At 32.3% G+C, this 18,553-nt stretch carries 18 protein-coding genes; 5 read left to right on the top strand and 13 right to left on the bottom strand.

Going from position 1 to position 18,553, the window contains the following annotated elements; all coding sequences use genetic code 11:
* Nucleotides 1-17: 17 nt before the first annotated feature.
* The 13 genes from HXZ69_RS00565 to HXZ69_RS00505 form a co-directional block, all read right to left on the bottom strand.
* Nucleotides 18-1,313, bottom strand: coding sequence for a TlpA family protein disulfide reductase (locus HXZ69_RS00565; protein ID WP_286494682.1), 1,296 nt, complete (start codon nt 1,311-1,313; stop codon nt 18-20).
* A 56-nt stretch (nt 1,314-1,369) separates the two neighbouring features.
* The gene (locus HXZ69_RS00560; RefSeq protein ID WP_286494681.1) at nt 1,370-1,507 is read right to left on the bottom strand and encodes a hypothetical protein; all 138 of its coding nucleotides are present in this window, start codon (nt 1,505-1,507) and stop codon (nt 1,370-1,372) included.
* A 598-nt stretch (nt 1,508-2,105) separates the two neighbouring features.
* Nucleotides 2,106-3,254: an ATP-dependent Clp protease ATP-binding subunit ClpX gene (gene clpX, locus HXZ69_RS00555; protein ID WP_221854332.1), complete on the bottom strand. Its 1,149-nt coding sequence runs from the start codon at nt 3,252-3,254 to the stop codon at nt 2,106-2,108.
* 236 nt (nt 3,255-3,490) lie between these two features.
* Nucleotides 3,491-4,156, bottom strand: coding sequence for an ATP-dependent Clp endopeptidase proteolytic subunit ClpP (gene clpP / locus HXZ69_RS00550; RefSeq protein WP_038331995.1), 666 nt, complete (start codon nt 4,154-4,156; stop codon nt 3,491-3,493).
* 50 nt (nt 4,157-4,206) lie between these two features.
* Complete coding sequence (locus HXZ69_RS00545) at nt 4,207-5,526, bottom strand: trigger factor (protein WP_180905001.1); 1,320 nt, start codon at nt 5,524-5,526, stop codon at nt 4,207-4,209.
* A 279-nt stretch (nt 5,527-5,805) separates the two neighbouring features.
* A complete protein-coding gene (gene accC / locus HXZ69_RS00540; protein ID WP_221854334.1) occupies nt 5,806-7,170 on the bottom strand; it encodes an acetyl-CoA carboxylase biotin carboxylase subunit in 1,365 nt (454 codons plus the stop codon).
* Between the two features lie 20 nt (nt 7,171-7,190).
* The gene (gene accB, locus HXZ69_RS00535; RefSeq protein WP_125348723.1) at nt 7,191-7,673 is read right to left on the bottom strand and encodes an acetyl-CoA carboxylase biotin carboxyl carrier protein; all 483 of its coding nucleotides are present in this window, start codon (nt 7,671-7,673) and stop codon (nt 7,191-7,193) included.
* A 125-nt stretch (nt 7,674-7,798) separates the two neighbouring features.
* On the bottom strand, nt 7,799-7,996 hold the full coding sequence (gene rpmF, locus HXZ69_RS00530) for a 50S ribosomal protein L32 (RefSeq protein WP_019975824.1): 198 nt from the start codon (nt 7,994-7,996) through the stop codon (nt 7,799-7,801).
* A gap of 55 nt (nt 7,997-8,051) precedes the next feature.
* Nucleotides 8,052-8,633: a YceD family protein gene (locus HXZ69_RS00525; RefSeq protein WP_125348725.1), complete on the bottom strand. Its 582-nt coding sequence runs from the start codon at nt 8,631-8,633 to the stop codon at nt 8,052-8,054.
* Between the two features lie 72 nt (nt 8,634-8,705).
* On the bottom strand, nt 8,706-9,779 hold the full coding sequence (pdxA, locus tag HXZ69_RS00520) for a 4-hydroxythreonine-4-phosphate dehydrogenase PdxA (protein WP_125348727.1): 1,074 nt from the start codon (nt 9,777-9,779) through the stop codon (nt 8,706-8,708).
* A 9-nt stretch (nt 9,780-9,788) separates the two neighbouring features.
* Nucleotides 9,789-10,265: a hypothetical protein gene (locus tag HXZ69_RS00515; protein ID WP_125348729.1), complete on the bottom strand. Its 477-nt coding sequence runs from the start codon at nt 10,263-10,265 to the stop codon at nt 9,789-9,791.
* Nucleotides 10,266-10,274: 9 nt separating this feature from the next.
* Nucleotides 10,275-10,661, bottom strand: a complete 387-nt coding sequence (locus HXZ69_RS00510; protein WP_125348731.1) for a RidA family protein — start codon at nt 10,659-10,661, stop codon at nt 10,275-10,277.
* A 12-nt stretch (nt 10,662-10,673) separates the two neighbouring features.
* Nucleotides 10,674-13,286 carry a putative LPS assembly protein LptD gene (locus HXZ69_RS00505; RefSeq protein ID WP_219033626.1) on the bottom strand — a complete coding sequence of 871 codons (2,613 nt, stop codon included), beginning with the start codon at nt 13,284-13,286 and terminating at the stop codon, nt 10,674-10,676.
* A gap of 72 nt (nt 13,287-13,358) precedes the next feature.
* Between HXZ69_RS00505 and HXZ69_RS00500 the strand changes: the two genes are divergently transcribed.
* The 5 genes from HXZ69_RS00500 to HXZ69_RS00480 all read left to right on the top strand — a co-directional run bounded on the left by HXZ69_RS00500 (nt 13,359) and on the right by HXZ69_RS00480 (nt 18,399).
* Nucleotides 13,359-14,654, top strand: coding sequence for an N-acetylmuramoyl-L-alanine amidase family protein (locus tag HXZ69_RS00500; RefSeq protein ID WP_257467976.1), 1,296 nt, complete (start codon nt 13,359-13,361; stop codon nt 14,652-14,654).
* A 59-nt stretch (nt 14,655-14,713) separates the two neighbouring features.
* Nucleotides 14,714-15,688, top strand: coding sequence for an MlaD family protein (locus HXZ69_RS00495; protein ID WP_038332017.1), 975 nt, complete (start codon nt 14,714-14,716; stop codon nt 15,686-15,688).
* A 54-nt stretch (nt 15,689-15,742) separates the two neighbouring features.
* On the top strand, nt 15,743-17,068 hold the full coding sequence (locus tag HXZ69_RS00490; protein WP_185144083.1) for a 4Fe-4S dicluster domain-containing protein: 1,326 nt from the start codon (nt 15,743-15,745) through the stop codon (nt 17,066-17,068).
* Between the two features lie 71 nt (nt 17,069-17,139).
* Entirely contained in the window at nt 17,140-17,568 is a 429-nt protein-coding gene (locus HXZ69_RS00485) for an LNS2 domain-containing protein (RefSeq protein ID WP_125348737.1), read from the top strand.
* Between the two features lie 39 nt (nt 17,569-17,607).
* Nucleotides 17,608-18,399: a (Fe-S)-binding protein gene (locus HXZ69_RS00480; protein ID WP_038332021.1), complete on the top strand. Its 792-nt coding sequence runs from the start codon at nt 17,608-17,610 to the stop codon at nt 18,397-18,399.
* Nucleotides 18,400-18,553 lie beyond the last annotated feature (154 nt).

Raw genomic sequence — 18,553 nt, 5'->3', positions numbered from 1 at the left:
ATGTAGCTTTTTCGTTATTATTTCGATACTTCTAACTCAGAAATATGATGAACTTTCTTAATTAATTTATTGTCTTTATCAACCAAAATTAGAGTAGGAGTAGATTCTATTCCATATTCTGCCGCGATTGGCGAATCCCATCTCAAAAGATCAGTATAATTGTACCAAGGTAATTCTTTCGTAGCATTGTTAAACGCTGTTTGATCATAGTCTAAAGAAATAGCAACAATTTCTCCACCTTTTGATTTGAAGTTCTTGTAAAACTCTTTAATGTGCGGTAATTCTTGTTGACAAGCAGGACACCAAGAAGCCCAGAAAACAATTAATTTTTGATCTTCTTTGATATCATATAATGATTTTTTCCCATTAACAGGTTGAGGAAAAGTGATATTAGGAACTTTACTTCCCACTTGCATAGAAGCGCTTTTTTCCACTTTCTTTTTCAATTGATCTGTTACATTAGAAGTCAAACTTTTTACTTTATCTACATATTTTTTATGAAAATTTGCATATTCTTTTTCAGGAACAAAGTTTAAGATAGTTGTCAATACATTTTGACCTCTTGTTGTTTTGATATCTGTTTTAGCTAAAATTTCGTCTGTAGCAGCAATTAAATTTCCTTCTACATCTTGATTGTTTGCAGCAGCTAATTTTCCATTAATATAAGCAAAAACTAAATCATTAAACATTCCAGATTGCTCCAATCGTATATCATCTTTTACAAAATGATTCACAATTTCATTTAGCGTTTCAGCATCTTTATTTGTTTGAGCTTTTTGTTTCAAATCATTCAACTCATTAATATAGGTAATTAATGGCGAAAAATTTTCGTTACGTTTCAACTCTTTTATACGCTTATCTTCTTTTACCATTGCTGTATAAAATTCATCAGTTGGTTTATACATTTGCATTAAATAAGGAAAAACCTGGTTCTGAATTTCATTTAATGGTTGAAGTGCTAAAACTTTATTGTATTCCTTTTGTGTATTTCCCTCAAAAATTTCAAGTTTAGTAGATATTTCTTGCCCACTAACCGTTTTGAATTTTAGATTTTTGTTATCAGTTAATAACGAAAGATTTTCACCTGTTGGCAAATCAATACGTACAAAACCATTGTATTCTTTTGGAACTTTTACAGAAAAATTTCCGTTGTTATCAGTAATCGCATTGTTGATTAATTTCATTTCGGCATTGTCGAAAATTTTAACCAAAACAGGTTTATTTGCATAATTTTCTATTTGCCCAGAAACATTAAACTGCCCAAAGACAGAACTTCCTAAAACAACAAGCGGCAGTATAAATTTATTTTTCATAGTTTGTTTGATATAAAAAAACCTCAATCTATTGATTGAGGTTTAAAAGTATGAATTTATTTTTTAATTATTAGTCTTTGTTCATATGAATCTATTCCTGCAATTGTTACAGCTGTAACAATTAAAAAAGGTGCATAATCATGAATAGATACTTTTCTAATACCATCCCTATTTCCTGTATTATCTCCGTTCATATTACAATTTTTCCAATCTGAATAAAGGATTTGTAGGTTGGGCGTTAACAGATACATTAATAATGAAAACAAATAAAAAAAACAAGTTAATTTTCAATAATTTTTTCATGGCTAGTTTTATTTGTTAATGGTTTTCTTCGTTAAAGTTTCACCATCTTAATATACAATCTTAACCAAATATAAGGTTGGAATATTATTAATATTTAAATTATAATCTGTATTTGTAGAAATATTGTTTTATAAAATATTTGACGTCCAATTAAATTAAAAATTGAAATATTAGCAGTTGTATTACTTTGCTCAAATTTAACAAAATGACCTCCATTATTTCTATATAAATAGTAGCTTATTCAAATCATTTATATCTAGTGTTTTTGGTGATTGATTCCAATAGAATTCTAAGCGATTATTAATTTTATCGTCAGCTATCTTTTATATATTTATATTGTGTAGAATCACTATAGACCTAAGCAAGTGCGACTAAAGCAAGTAGATTCTTTTTCATAAATTATGTTATTTTTGGTAGGTTTCTATTAAATTAAATAATAATTTTATTACAAATATAAAAATATTTATTAATAAGTTACTATTCAACAGATTATATTATAACTTTTTCTGGTAAATCTTTAATGTTATACATTAAATCAGTAAAGATTTCTTCCGTAACTGCTCGTAATCCTCGAGCTCCTAAACCCAATTCATTGGCACGGTCTACAATTTTATTTAGGGTTTCGTCCGTCACTACAAGCTCTTTTCCATCTAAGGCAAAAAGTTTTGTATATTGTTTCATCAGAGAGTTTTTTGGTTCTGTCAAAATAGCTTTCATCGCTTCTTTATCTAATGCTTTAAGATAAGTAATAATTGGTAAACGTCCAATTAATTCTGGAATGATACCAAAGTTTTTCAAATCTTGTGCATTTACTTCATCCAAAAGATTTTCTATTTCTTTGTGATCTTCGTTCTTGAAACCAATTACGTGTTTCTTCAAACGATCTGCGATGTGTTTTTCTATTCCAGAAAAAGCTCCGCCAGCCACAAATAAAATATCTTTTGTATTAACTTCTATAAATTTTTGATCAGGATGCTTACGTCCCCCTTTCGGTGGCACGTTAACAATAGTTCCTTCTAAAATTTTAAGCAAAGCTTGTTGTACACCTTCTCCAGAAACATCACGTGTAATAGATGGATTGTCACTTTTACGTGCAATTTTATCTATTTCATCAATAAATACGATTCCTTTTTCGGCAAGCTCTACATTATAATCAGCAGATTGTAAAAGACGCGTCAAAATACTTTCTACATCTTCTCCTACATATCCAGCTTCTGTAAGTACAGTTGCATCAACTATTGCAAACGGAACATTTAATAACTTAGCAATTGTTTTAGCTAATAATGTTTTTCCACTTCCTGTTTCTCCAACTAAAATAACGTTCGATTTATCAATCTCTACATCATTTTCTTTGTCTAGTAATATTCTTTTGTAATGGTTGTATACGGCAACCGACAATATTTTTTTTGCCTGGTCTTGGCCAATCACGTAATCATCTAAAAACTCTTTAATTTCTTTCGGAGATTTTAGCGTTAATGGTTTTATCAAATCGTTATTTTCGTTAAATTTCGATTCTTCTAAAACTATACCATGAGCTTGTTCTATGCAATTATCACAAATATTACCGTCGATTCCAGACACTAAAATATTTACTTCGTTTCTGCTTTTTCCGCAAAAAGAGCACTTATTTTCTTCCAATTTTCTATACTTAATTAAGATGCAAAGGTATTTATTTTCTTTTAGATAGAAAATATTTATTTGTTAATTTCTATCAGTATAAATTATGGTAAAATAAAGGATGAAGTTATCTTATTTTAGATTATTGTTTTTTATGTTTCTTTCTTATTGTTTTACAAATTTTTAAGTATTTGTAAACGAAAAAGGATACTCAATAAGTTGAGTATCCTTTTTTTGTATTTTTATTGAATTTAAAATTATTTACGAGGCAATAAAACTTCGTCAATCATTCCATATTCTTTTGCTTCTTGTGAAGTCATCCAGTAATCACGTTCACCATCTTTTTCGATTTGCTCGAAAGTTTGACCAGAATGAGTTGCAAGAATGTCGTATAATTCTTTTTTTAATTTCAAGATTTCCTTCAATGTAATTTCCATATCAGTTGCTTGTCCTTGAGCACCTCCTAAAGGTTGATGAATCATCACGCGAGAATGTTTAAGTGCTGAACGTTTTCCTGCTGCACCTGCACATAATAAAACTGCTCCCATAGAAGCTGCCATTCCTGTACAAATTGTTGCAACATCTGGTTTTACTAACTGCATTGTGTCGTAAATTCCTAATCCTGCATAAACACCACCACCTGGTGAGTTAACATAAATCTGAATATCTTTTGTTGCATCTACACTTTCTAAGAACAATAATTGTGCTTGAATAATATTTGCAATTTGATCATCGATTCCTGTTCCTAAAAAGATGATTCTATCCATCATCAAACGAGAGAAAACGTCCATTTGTGCAACGTTCAATTTTCTTTCTTCAACGATGTAAGGCGTTGTATTTTGGATGTAACTCTCCATATGTAAAGAGCTAATTCCTTTGTCTAACAGCGCATATTTTTTAAATTCTTCTCCTACGTTTTTCATTATTAAATTTAGATTTTAAATGAAAGGTATAAAGAATTTTTTAGAAGTGATTAAGCTTCTGCTAATTCTTTATTTTTTTCTGTAATAATGTCAACAAACTCGTCAAATGTTACTTCTTTCTCGTTCAATTTTACATTGTTTTTGAAGATGTCTAACATTTTGTCTGTAAACACTTGGTATGATAAACGGTTGTATTCTTCTTGATTCTGTAAAGCAGACATTGCAATTTGTTGTAATGTTTCTTCTGGAATAGAAGTTTGACCGTACATTTTTAATTGATCTTTGATTGCAGCAAAAGCAGCTTCTTTTACTTCCTCAGCATTTACTTCTACATTGTTAACTTCAGCAATTTTAGCTTCGATTAATTGGTAACGTAAACCTTTGTCCATTTTTACCAATTCTTCTTTCGCTTGCTCTTCAGAAGTTACATTTTCGTTAGAAGTGATTAACCATTTTGTTAAAAATTCTGTTGGTAAATCAAATTGAACTGTATCTAATAATTTAGCTACAACATCATTGATAATTTGTTTGTCAGATTCTTTGTTGTACATGTTTTCTGACTCTTCTTTGATTTTGTTACGGAAAGCTTCTTCTGAATCTACAGCTCCTTCTCCATAAACTTTATCAAATAATTCTTGATTAACTTCAGCTTTTTCAGCTTTGTTAATTTCTTTGATTGTATACGTAACGTTAGTTCCTTCTTCAGAAACTTCTGTGTTCAATTGTTGTGCAGCTTCTTCAGCAGTGTCAAAAATATCGTTAGAATTTACTTCTACAACATCACCAGCTTTTTTACCGATAAATGCAGAAGCATCTTTCAATTCTTCTAAACGGATAAATGTTGGTTTAGCTTCTTGTCCTTCTACAGCAGCTTCTACTTTCAATACAGCTTCAGCTTCAGCTTCAGTTAAAGATTTTAATGATCCAAAACGAGCAGCGAAATTATCTACATATTTTTGGATTTCGTCGTCAGCAACTTTTACTTTGTAGCTGTCAACTTCTACTTTAGATAAATCAACATCAAATTCTGGAGCTAATCCTAATTCGAAATCAAATGATAATTGATCAGCATCCCAATCAACATCTTTCATTACTGGAACTGGATTTCCTAAGATTGATAATTTTTCTGTGTTGATGTATTCAGATACACTTTTTTGTAAAATTTCGTTAACTGTATCAAAAACAACAGCTTGTTCGTATTGTTTTTTTACAAAGCTCATAGGAACTTGTCCTTTACGGAAACCTTTGATGTTAGCTGTTTTTCTGTATTGGTTTAATACATCAACTACTTTTTCTTGATAATCTGCCTTATCAACAGTTACAGTTAATACTGCGTTTAATTTGTCTGTTGTATTTTTAGTAATATTCATCTACCTTAAATTTGGAGTGCAAATGTATAAATTATTAATGATTTTTAATAGTAAAAAGTAATATTACAATCAATTCATTCACTATAAATTAACAATTCGGATGGAATCTTATCAAATACTTGATATTTTGATTTTAGATGGAATGATTGAATTGATTATTTACTACTTTTCTGAGGTGATATTTTCAACAATTAAGCCATTTGATTTTTGCTGACACAATGACATAAAAAAATCCAGAATATACGTTCTGGATTTTCAATATTTCGAAAATTTAATTTCTTATAATTCTCCGTAATTTGCGTAAGATTCGTCAAAAACAAAATCCTCCATAAATTTAGTTGTGTAATTACCCGCGATAAAATCTGGATTATCCATCAACTGTAAGTGGAAAGGAATCGTTGTTTTGATACCTTCGATATAAAATTCCCCTAACGCACGTTTCATTTTTGCTATTGCTTCTTCACGCGTTTGTGCAGTAACAATGATTTTTGCAATCATAGAATCGTAATTTGGTGGAATTGTATATCCAGCATAAACGTGTGTATCAACACGAACACCGTTACCACCAGGAATATTAATATTTGTAATTTTCCCTGGAGAAGGGCGGAAGTCGTTATAAGGATCTTCTGCATTGATACGACACTCGATAGAATGTCCGTTTGGATAATAGTTTTGACCAGAGATTGGCTCACCATCCGCTAACATAATTTGTTCACGAATTAAATCGAAACCTGTTACTTGCTCAGTAATTGGATGCTCTACTTGGATACGAGTATTCATTTCCATAAAGTAGAAATCTCCGTGTTTGTCAACTAAGAATTCAATTGTGCCAACACCTTCATAACCTATATATTCACAAGCTTTAACTGCTGCATCTCCCATACGTTGACGTAATTCGTCTGTCATGATTGGAGAAGGGGTTTCTTCTGCTAATTTTTGATTACGACGTTGAATAGAACAGTCACGTTCTGATAAGTGACAAGCTTTACCGTTTTGGTCACTTGCAACTTGAATCTCGATATGACGTGGTTCTTCGATTAATTTTTCCATATACATTCCGTCGTTACCAAAAGCTGCAGCAGCTTCTGTACGAGCAGATTCCCATGCGTGTAATAAATCTTCTTCTTTCCAAATTGCACGCATACCTTTACCACCACCACCGGCAGTAGCTTTCATCATAACTGGGTATTTAATTTCGCGCGCAACTTCTAAGGCTTGCTCATAGCTTTCTAATAAACCATCAGAACCTGGTACTACAGGAACACCAGCTTCTTTCATAGTAGCTTTCGCATTGGCTTTATCTCCCATACGCTCGATATTTTCTGCAGAAGCACCGATGAATTTGATTCCGTTAGAAGCACAGATTTTAGAAAAAGTTGAGTTTTCAGATAAAAACCCGTAACCTGGGTGAATAGCATCCGCGTCAGTAATTTCTGCAGCCGCGATGATGTTAGCCATTTTTAGGTACGAATCTTTACTTGGAGCAGGACCAATACACACAGCTTCGTCAGCGAAACGTACGTGTAATGAAGTCTCGTCTGCTTTAGAGTAAACGGCAACCGTTTTGATTCCCATTTCTTTTGCAGTACGTATAATACGCATTGCAATTTCACCTCTATTAGCGATTAATATCTTTTTAAACATAATTTTTTAGATGTAATTGATTAAGCTGGATCAACTAAGAATAATGGTTGATCGTACTCAACTGGACTAGCGTCGTCCACTAAGATTTTTACAATTTTTCCAGAAACTTCTGATTCGATTTCGTTGAATAGCTTCATTGCTTCAACAATACATAAAACTTTACCTGGAGCAATAGCATCACCTACATTAATAAAAGGTTCTTTACCTGGTCCTGCAGCACGGTAGAAAGTACCAATCATAGGAGATTTAACTGTAATTAAATTACTATTTTCTTCTTCTGTTGATGTTGTAGAGTTATTTGCTGGTGCAGCTGCTGACGCTTGAGGAGCGGCAATTGGAGCTACAGGAGCTTGTGGTACATAAATTTGTTGAGATGCAACTTGTGCAGGTACGCTTGCTAAAGTTTTGATTTTGATTTCGATGTCATCTTGTTTGATGCTTACTTCAGCAACTTCTGCTTTTGATACGAATCTAATTAAATTTTGAATGTCTTTAATGTCCATATAATGCGGTTTTTTATTTGACCTTTTATGTTTGTTTTTTATAAAACGATTTCAAAGGTATTGAAAAAAAAATAAAAAAAGCTGTTTCTTTTTAGAAACAGCTTCAAAATCTTTCGAAGATTATATTATTCAGTAACTTCTTGTACTTTCTCTAATACTACTTTACCTTTGTAGTATAATTTTCCGTCAGACCAGTGAGCTCTGTGATATAAATGTGCTTCACCTGTTGTTTTATCGATTGCTAATTGTGGAGCTTCGATTTTGTAGTGTGTTCTACGTTTATCTCTTCTTGTTGACGACTGTCTTCTCTTAGGATGTGCCATATCTAACTACTTTTTTTTCTTTATTTCTATAATTTATTTTAATAATAAAAACCAATTAAGGTTTCAAATCTTTCAATTTTGCCCAACGAGGATCAATGTCGTTATTATCGTCATCGTCATCATTGTTGTTGTCTTCATCGTAATGCTCGTATTCTTCATCTTCGTCTAATTCGTAAATGCTGTATTGGTCTAACAATTCAATCATTTCAGAATCGCTTTTGCCATTCAAGACATCGGGATGAATTCGTTTTGTTGGTACTGATAACATTGCCAATTCATAAAGAACTTGCGCAACGTTGATTTGGTATTCCTCTCTTGGAATTACCCACATTTCAAAATCAGTATCGTCAAACTCGTTTCCAAATTTAACAATTAATTCTGCATTATTTGAAATTTCTTGTTGAAACAATTCTCCAGTCAAATCACAAGGGACTGTAATGTCTCCTTTTAAACTGATTTCTAACTCAAGCATTGTTGATTTTTTATCTAAAATAATTGTTGCAATTAAATTAGGATTGTCAAAATCTTGCTCAATTTCAAATAAATCAAAGAACGATTGTGATAATTCGAATGTAAAATCACTCTTACCAAAAGGCAAGCTTGTAAATACAATATTATAATTTTTTAACTTGTCCATACCACAAAAAGGTGTGCAAAGATAATCTAATTTATTTAAAATTAATAGCTCTTTGCAACTTATTTTAAATTTTTATTCTTTATTATCGCCTTTTTCTAATTTTAGATGGATATGTTGCAATACATTTTTTGTTAGCTCTTGGTATTCGTTTCGATTTTTATATAATTCGATCGCTGAAAAAATAGCTTCCTTAAATGATTCTTCGTTTGCAATTCCTTTTCCTGCGATGTCGTAAGCCACACCATGATCTGGCGAAGTTCGTACAAATTTTAATCCAGCTGTATAATTAACGCCTTCATCAAAACTAATTGTTTTGAATGCCACCAATCCTTGATCGTGATACATGGCCAAAACCGCATCAAAAGCGTCTAAATTACTTGGATTGAAAAAACTATCTGCCGAATAAGGTCCAAAAACTAATTGATTTTCGTTAATGCAACGCTCGATAACTGGCGAAATAATTTCTTTTTCTTCTGATCCTAACAGACCATTGTCACCTGCATGAGGATTAAGACCTAAAACTGCAATTTTTGGTTTTTCGATGGCGTAATCTTCAATCAAACTTTTATGAATTTGTTGAATTTTTGCATAAACAGATTTTGGATTAATTTGTTTTGCAACTTCGCTAATTGGAATATGTTGCGTTACTAAACCAACTCTCAATTTTTCTGAAACTAAGAACATCAAAGGTTTTCCTCCCCAAATTTCTCCTAAATATTCGGTATGACCTGGGAAATGAAATTCTTCGGACTGAATATTATCTTTATTAATTGGAGCCGTTACCAAAACATCAGTAAAACCATCTGAAACAGATTTTGCAGCCGCTTTTAATGATTGATAAGCGTGTTCACCAGCTTCTTTGGTTACTTTACCATAATGTACATCAATTTGATCTTTCCAAAGATTAACCACATTGATTTTTCCGTCTACAATTTGATTCGCATCTTGAATACCTTGAAAATTGATTCGGTCAAATTTTAAACGATCTTTTTGATACGATAATAATTTGGTTGAACCGAAAATAACAGGCGTAAAAAACTCTGTTATTTCTTTTTCTTGTAAGGTTTTTAAGATAACCTCAATTCCGATTCCGTTATAATCACCAATCGAGATGGCAACTCTAATTTTTCTATCTTTTTCAGACATAATGTTAGTTTAATATGATTGGCTGGATGGTTTGTATTTTTTTAAAAATCTTTTGTAAATTAAATCTACAATTAAACCTCCAATCCATGATGAAAAGAATAAAACTGGACAGATCGCAATTTCGTACCAAGTTGGGTGATAAGGCGTGATAAGAACGTCGCCTAATGCAACGATTAACACAATAAAACCTACAAACATCGTGTAAGCTTGTTTAGCTCTTCTTACGATAAGTGCTGTTATAACACCTCCAACTAAAGCTGCAATTCCACTAATTGCGAGCATTGATCCAAAAAATTGAACTTCGAATTTTTTTCCTTCTTGGTGCGAAAAGTATTTGATGATGTGTCTCCATTCCGGAAAAACTTTGTTGTCCCATCCCAATCTATCCGCGTTGTATATAAGACCAAATTGTATGATAGCGTAGATAACAGCTAATCCTACTATTACAGCAATTGTGTTTCTTAATACAGTTTTGTCTTTTAGCATAATATTTTATTAGTCTGCAATAGCGATTACAGAAATTTCAACATTTACGTCGCGTGGTAAACGAGCAACTTCTACACATTCGCGTGCAGGATAATTTTCGTCATTAAAATAAGAAGCATAAACTTCGTTAACTGCGTTGAAATCATTCAAATCCTTAACAAAAATTGTTGTTTTTACAACTTGGTCAATTGTTGTTCCGCCAGCTTCTAAAATTGCAATTACATTTTTCATTACTTGATGAACTTCATCTTGAATACCTGTTGTAACCAATTCATTTTTTTCTACATTAAAAGGAATTTGTCCTGATGTGTAAATAAATCCGTTGTATTTTACACCTTGTGAATAAGGTCCAATTGCTTGTGGTGCTTTTTCTGTATGAACGATTTGTTTTTTCATATTAATATTTTTTTAGTAATTAAGTCTTGATCTATCGTTGTATTTTAAATCTTGTAAGATTGATGCTTTGATTCCGATAAAGAAATCATAACTTTTATATGTTCCCATTGGTGTCCAGTTGAATGATAAGGTAAAGCTTCGTAAATCTCTTTCAAAACCAAAACGTACATAAGTTATTTCACTTTTGATGAAATCGTAAGTTGCATTTGCAGAAATTGCCCAATATGGTGTTGGCGAAATTTTACCATTCATTGCAATAGAACCTGTGCTACTTCCTTTTCGTTCTGTTCCTTTGCTATAATTATAACTTAAATTAGCTGTTAAACTCCAAGGAATAGCAAATTGCGCATAATTATCGCTGTCATAATAGAAATTTTCATCACGAACTGTTCCACGTTTTTTATAGTTCTTGGCATCGAAACGTTTTCCGCCAAATGTACTATTGTCAAATGTATAACCAGTTCCTAATGTCATATTCGAAATACGAAGATTTCCTAAGCCAAGTTCATCAATGTATTGAGCAACTTCACTTCCTTCAGCATTCATGTAACGTTGAATTTTATATGGATTAACAGTTGACGAAAATTGTACGTTTACTTTTCTATCAAACAAAGATGTCATTCCGTTAATACTGATTGGAGAAAGTTTAAATTCATCTGCAGAGAAGTTATAAGATGAACTCAAACGTAAATATTCAAATATCTTTACTTTTTTGAAACCTTTCGGGTCATTTGCATCTTTTACTTTCATCTCTAAGTTGTTCGAAATTCCAAAGTTTAATGAATTTGTCAAACCAGGAATTGATACACCATACAACATGTTTTGATATTGATTGTACCAAACTTCTTCTTGATTTTGGTTTTGATAAGCTTTGTAATATCCCCAAGATTGACTTTGGAAATCCGGCGTATAACTATAACCAATAGATGGTGTAATCACGTGCTGAATTCCTAAAATCTTAGCATCTTTATTTGGATTAAGATATAATCCATAAATATTAGTTGAAACAGAAGCATTGAAATTAAATGTTCGATATGAATTGAATCCTTTCAATGTTGTGTCCTCTATTTTTCCGTTAACAGAATTGTAATTTTTAATCAAACGATTATCACCCCAAACTTCATTATAGTCAGAAGAAAGTGTTAATGGGAAATAATTAGCAAGTGTAATACCTGTCTGCAAACCAATTTTGTGATTCGCACCCATTCGCATTTGATCTTTCCACATTTTGTCTGTAAAGATGTCTTTGTCGTTGGTGTTAACTTCATTTCCAGCTTGCATACTATACGTTAAACCAAGATTCTGAATTAAACCTTCTTTTGGCATATTTTTCTTTGCAAACGGGAAAATACGAGACATAGTCAAGTTGAAACGAGGAAATGCAATGTTAATATCTCCAGTATTGTAATTTTGAGAGTGCGACATACTCAACTGAGCTGTTAGTGGAGCATTCTCAAAGTTTTTTGTTAAGTTAATAGACGAGTTAACGTTGTTTGTAAAAACTTGTCCAGTATTAATGTATTGATTTCGTACAGATTCACGGTAATATTTCGAACTCGAAAAGTTAACATTGGCATTGAATAACCAATATGGATTTGCTTTCGGATCTTGGCTATGTGACCACATAACACCAAACATACTTTGTTTAGAAAAGGCATTAGAGCCTTCTGTAAGACCTTTGATACCAGTTAAGCGATTTTCTACATTCGCTGCAAGTCGCCCATTGTATTTGTAACGTTTTTTATAGGTAGACTCGGCTCTAGTAGCCCAACTACCTTTTGTATAGATATCTCCCGAAAGTTTTAAATCAAAATTATCTCCAAATGGAACATAAAACCCTAAATCTTCGATAAAGAAACCAAGATTTGTACGCTCACCTGGGCGAGGCATCAAAATACCTGCGGCACGTTTTGCACCCATCGCTGGGATGTAACCAAATGGCAATGCTAAGGGCGTTGGTACGTCATAAATCCACATATTGATAGGTCCGGTAATTAATGTTTTCTTACCATTTTTATCAATCATTTTTCCTTCTTTGGCGCGAAGAAAATAATCTGGTCGAGTATCTTTTCCTTCTTTAAAATAAGTATCCGTTGTAAAATCGGCACGTTTTAACAACATTACCGAATCATTGACACGCTTCGCTTTATCAGCAATGATGATTCCATCTTCTTGCGTCATGCGAATGTTATATGCAATTCCAACTTTCGTTTTGAAATTTACTTTGAAAGCATCTTGCAAAATTTCTTGTTGACCTTGTGTAAACTTAGTTTTTTCAATAATATTCCCAATAGAATCGCGCTTACCTTCGGCATATACATCACCTGTATCCCAATTTAGTTCGATATAATCTGCATCAATAGTCATATCGCCGTAAACTACATGTGCCTTACGCAAAAGGTAAGTCATACGTTTTTTACGATTATGTATTTCGTCCTCGGAATTGTGCTCTACCACAAACTCTAATTTCTCTTTTACAGGGATAATAGTATCTAATTTTACAGAATCAGAAACTATCTTAGAGTGATCTTTATCGTTATTATTTTGCTTAACTTGTCCAAAAGAAACGGTGCAAACCATAACTGGACTAAAAAATAAAATCGATTTAATTGCCTTTGTAAACAAATTGAAAAACTTATTTTTTATAAATTGCGTCAAAATTAATCAAAAAAACAAACCTATAGTATGAGTTTAAAAATGATTAACATACAAAAGTATTTATTTTTTGCGATGATGATGGTATTTTCTACATTTTCATTTGCACAAAAAAAGCAAAATTTTGTAATTGTTATTGATGCTGGTCATGGTGGACATGATGCTGGAGCAAGGGGAGTCGCTGATTATGAAAAGAATATCACGTTAGATGTTTCGAAAAGATTAGCGGAGTTAATTAAGAAAAATCACAAAGATGTTAAAGTTGTTTTAACACGTGATACAGATATTTTTTTAGAATTATGGGAACGTACACGAATTTCAAATGATAATCATGCGAATTTATTTGTCTCGATTCACTGTAATTCGGCTGATAACAAAAGCGCAACAGGAACAGAAACATTTGTAATGGGATTGAAACGATCTAACGAAACAGATGAAGTTTCTAAACGTGAAAACTCGGTTGTGTTTTTAGAGAAAGATCAAGAACGTTACGAAAAATTTAATCCAAATGATCCGGAAGCGGTTATCGCTTTTGAGATTATGAATGCAGCTTATAAAGAACAATCTATTCGTTTTGCAGATTTGGTAGAAAAAGGTTTCGTAAATCGTGATTTCAGAAAAAGTAGAGGTGTTAAACAAGCAAATTTTCACGTGTTGAGAGGAAATGCTTCTCCTTCTGTTTTGGTAGAGTTAGGATTTATTTCGAATTATGATGAAGGAACATTTTTAGCATCAGACGAAGGAAAAGATAAAACGACGACTACAATTTATGAAGCTTTTAAACAATTCAAAAAAGAATATGATCGTAGAAGTGGAGTAGAGGACGAGGACGAAAAACCTAAACCAGTTAAAAAAGTTGAAAAACCTGTAGAAGGAAAAAAATTGAAGGTAAGGGTAATGGAGTCTAAAATGAAATTTTCTTCAACTTCGCCGCAATTAAGAGGTTTAACAGATTTAGATGTAATTCAGGAAGGTGATAATTACGTGTATTATTACGGAGAAACAGATTTACAATCTCGTGCAGATGATTTGTTGCAAACGGTAAAACGTAAAGGATTTTCTGGTGCAAAAATTGTAGAATTTGAAACGAATAAAAAATTAGAAGGTGGTAAAAATTATCGTGTTCAGTTTATGACATCAAATAAAAAATATAAAGACAAAGACGAAAAATTTAATGGATTGACAAATGTGTTGCGAGTAAAAGAAGGTGGACTTCAGAAATATTATTATGGCTCTGATAAAACAATGGAATCTGCTCAAAAAACATTGAAACAAGTACAAGACAAAGGTTTTAGAAACGCCTTTATCGTTACATTTAATGGTGAAGAACCAATGTAAACGTAATATAAAATGTTTCTTTACAAATTAAATTTTATTTTTGCATAAAATCATAACAAGTGAAGTTATCTAAAGAATTAAAAATAGGAGTTGTTACCATCTTAACCTTAGTAGGTTTTTTCATGCTATTCAATTTCTTAAAAGGTCAAAATATTTTTTCATCAGGACGTTTGTTTACTGTAAAATACGAAAATGTAAGCGGATTAGCTCCTTCTAAACCTGTTTCTGTAAACGGTTTGAGAGTTGGTCAGGTGAAAGAAATTAAAATTATAGATACTGCAAAACCTATCTATTTTGAAGTCGTGATTTCTGTCGAAAAAGATATTCAATTTTCGAAAAAAACAATTGCAGAAATTTACGAACCAGGAATTATGTCTGGACCAGAAGTTAGACTTTTATTAGACTATGGACCAGATGTAGCAAAAGATGGTGATTATTTACAAGGTCGTATTGCAGGCGGAATGTTAGATGGTTTGACGAAACAATTAACGCCAACACAAGCAAAGTTAGATAGTGTTTTATTAAGTTTTAATCAAACATTAGGAAGTGTAAACAATGTTTTGGATCCGTCAACTCAACAAGATATTAAAGCAATGTTGAGAAACTTGAATCATACAATTGATTCGTTCGACAAAACAGCGCAATCGTTGACTGCAACATCAAATAGTGCAAATAATTTGATCAAAACAAACGAAAAGACATTGAACACAACGCTTAACAATGCAAGTGCTACAATGGCTTCTGCAAAAGCTACGGTTGACAAATTTGGAAAAACTGCGGATAAATTAAACGCGTTAGAATTAGATCAAGTGATTAAGAATTTTGAAAATGCGTCTAAAAACTTAAATACATTGTTAGAAGATATGAATAATGGAAAAGGTTCTTTAGGAAAATTAGCAAAAGATGAAACGCTTGCTAACGAACTTGAAGCAACAATCAAAAATATGAATGAATTGGTAACAGACTTAAAGAAAAACCCAAGTCGTTATGTGAACATCTCTGTTTTTGGTAAAAAGCAACCAGTTCAGCCATAAAATCAAAACTAAAATTTAAATACTCAAAACTCACAAAAAGACTAATAAAAAATGATGAAGTACATTCCAAATGTAATCTTTCTTCTAATTATGATAGGAAGTATTTGGTTCTTTGCGCAAAACGTAAAGAAACTTATACGTAACATCAAATTAGGGAAAGAAATAGATCGTTTCGATCATCCTGCGGAAAGGTGGAAAACGATGGCTCGTGTGGCTTTAGGACAAGGTAAAATGACTGTTCGTCCTCTTGCTGGTATTCTACATGTTTTTGTTTATGTAGGATTTGTTTTAATCAATATCGAAGTATTAGAAATTATCATCGATGGTGTATTCGGAACACACCGTATTCTAAGTTTCTTAGGAGGTTTCTATAACGGAATGATAGGGTTTTTCGAGATTTTAGCCTTTTTGGTGATGGTTTCGTGTATCATTTTCTTCTGTAGAAGAAACTTTGTAAAAGTTGGACGTTTTTGGAAACCAGAAATGAAAGGCTGGGCAAAAGACGATGCTAATTATATCCTAATTATGGAGGTTGCATTTATGTTGGCTTTATTTACAATGAATGGTGCAGATCAAGTGTTACAAAAAATGGGTGCACCTCATTATATCGAAACAGGATCTTTTCCAATTTCTTCTTGGTTAACAGCACCAATTATTAGTCAATTCAACGACATCACATTTATTACAATTATAGAAAGAGCAGCTTGGTGGTTTCATATCATCGGAATTTTCTTTTTCTTAAATTATTTGTATTATTCAAAACATTTACACATCATTTTGGCTTTTCCAAATACATGGTTTTCTAAGTTAGAACCAAAAGGAGAATTCAATAATTTACAATCTGTAACAGATGAGGTAAAAATGATGATGGATCCAAATGCAGATCCTTACGCAGCACCTGCCGAACCACAGGGAGAGCCAGAAACATTTGGAGCAAAAGATATTTTTGATTTAAACAGAGTACAATTATTGAATGCCTACACATGTACGGAGTGTGGGCGTTGTACATCTGAATGTCCAGCAAATTTGACAGGGAAAAAATTATCTCCTCGAAAAATTATGATGGATACTCGTGATCGTTTAGAAGAAGTAAGTAAAAACATCGATGCAAACGGAAGTTTTGTGGATGATGGTAAAATGCTTGTCAACGATTACATTTCACCAGAAGAATTATGGGCATGTACATCTTGTAATGCATGTACACAGGCTTGTCCAGTAAATATCGATCCGTTATCAATTATTGTTGATTTACGTCGTTATTTGGTAATGGAACAATCTGCTGCACCAAACGAGTTGAACATGATGATGACAAATGTCGAAAACAATGGAGCTCCTTGGCAATTTAACAATGCGGATAGATTGAATTGGGCAAACGATTAAAATTGTAAAATACAATTACTCATTCTCAAAGAACTATTAATTTTTGTACATAACACACAAACACAGCACACATGGAAAATTTCTTAGAGGAAAAAATTGAAAACGGAGAAAGAGTAAGTCCTATTTTACCAGAAAATGTTAAAAATTATTTAATTGACATTGATGGAACAATTTGCGATGATATTCCAAACGAAGAACCAGAACGTATGCTAACAGCAGAATTATATCCAGATGCTTTAGAAACATTAAACAAATGGTACGACGAAGGACATATTATCACATTTTTTACATCACGTACAGAAGAACATCGTGAGTACACAGAAATTTGGTTGAAAAAACATGGTTTCAAATACCATGGACTTTTAATGGGAAAACCTCGTGGAGGAAATTATCATTGGGTTGACAACCATTTAGTAAAAGCGACACGATACAATGGTAAATTTACAGATTTGGTTGAAAAAAATGTTTCGATTCAAGTTTTTGATGATGGAAAACATTAAACTAAATCCATTCAAATAACACAAAGACTACAAAAAAATATGTCAAATATTACAGTTAAAACAATGGCTCAATATATGGCCGAAGGCAAACAACCAGAAGTTTTGTTTTGGGTTGGTTGCGCCGGAAGTTTTGATGACAGAGCTAAAAAAATAACACGAGCATTCGTTAAAATTTTAAATAATATTGGCGTAGAATTCGCCGTTTTAGGAACAGAAGAATCGTGTACAGGTGATCCTGCAAAGCGTGCTGGTAACGAATTTGTTTTCCAAATGCAAGCTATGATGAATATTGAAGTTCTGAATGCTTACGAAGTGAAAAAGATCGTTACAACTTGTCCACATTGTTTCAATACGTTGAAAAATGAATATCCAAGTTTAGGTGGAGAGTATGAAGTTTTGCATCATTCTCAATATTTACAGCAGTTAATCAACGAAGGTAAATTGAAATTAGAAGGTTCTGAAACGTTCAAAGGAAGACGAATCACTTTCCACGATCCTTGTTATTTAGGTCGCGGTAACGATGTGTACGAAGCGCCTCGCGAATTAATCGAAAAATTAGATGCCGAATTAGTCGAAATGAAACGTTGCAAAACACGTGGATTATGTTGTGGTGCTGGTGGAGCGCAGATGTTCAAAGAACCAGAAAAAGGAAACAAAGACATCAATGTAGAACGTACAGAAGAGGCTTTAGAGAAAGAGCCGCACATTATCGCAACAGGTTGTCCATTTTGTAATACAATGATGACAGACGGTGTAAAACACTTCGAAAAAGAATCAACGGTTATGGTAAAAGACTTAGCTGAATTGATTATGGAAGCGAAAGATTTATAATCGAATTTATAAAAATAATATAAAAAAGCCATCTCTTTGAGATGGCTTTTTTATGTAAAAATTTTAGCTTTCTAACATCTAACATCTAACATCTAACATCTAACATCTAACATCTAACATCTAACATCTAACATCTAACATCTAACATCTAACA

This window comes from Empedobacter sp. R132-2 (assembly GCF_030324375.1).
GTDB lineage: Bacteria > Bacteroidota > Bacteroidia > Flavobacteriales > Weeksellaceae > Empedobacter > Empedobacter falsenii_B.
This window is presented reverse-complemented; position numbering and strand designations above follow the sequence as displayed.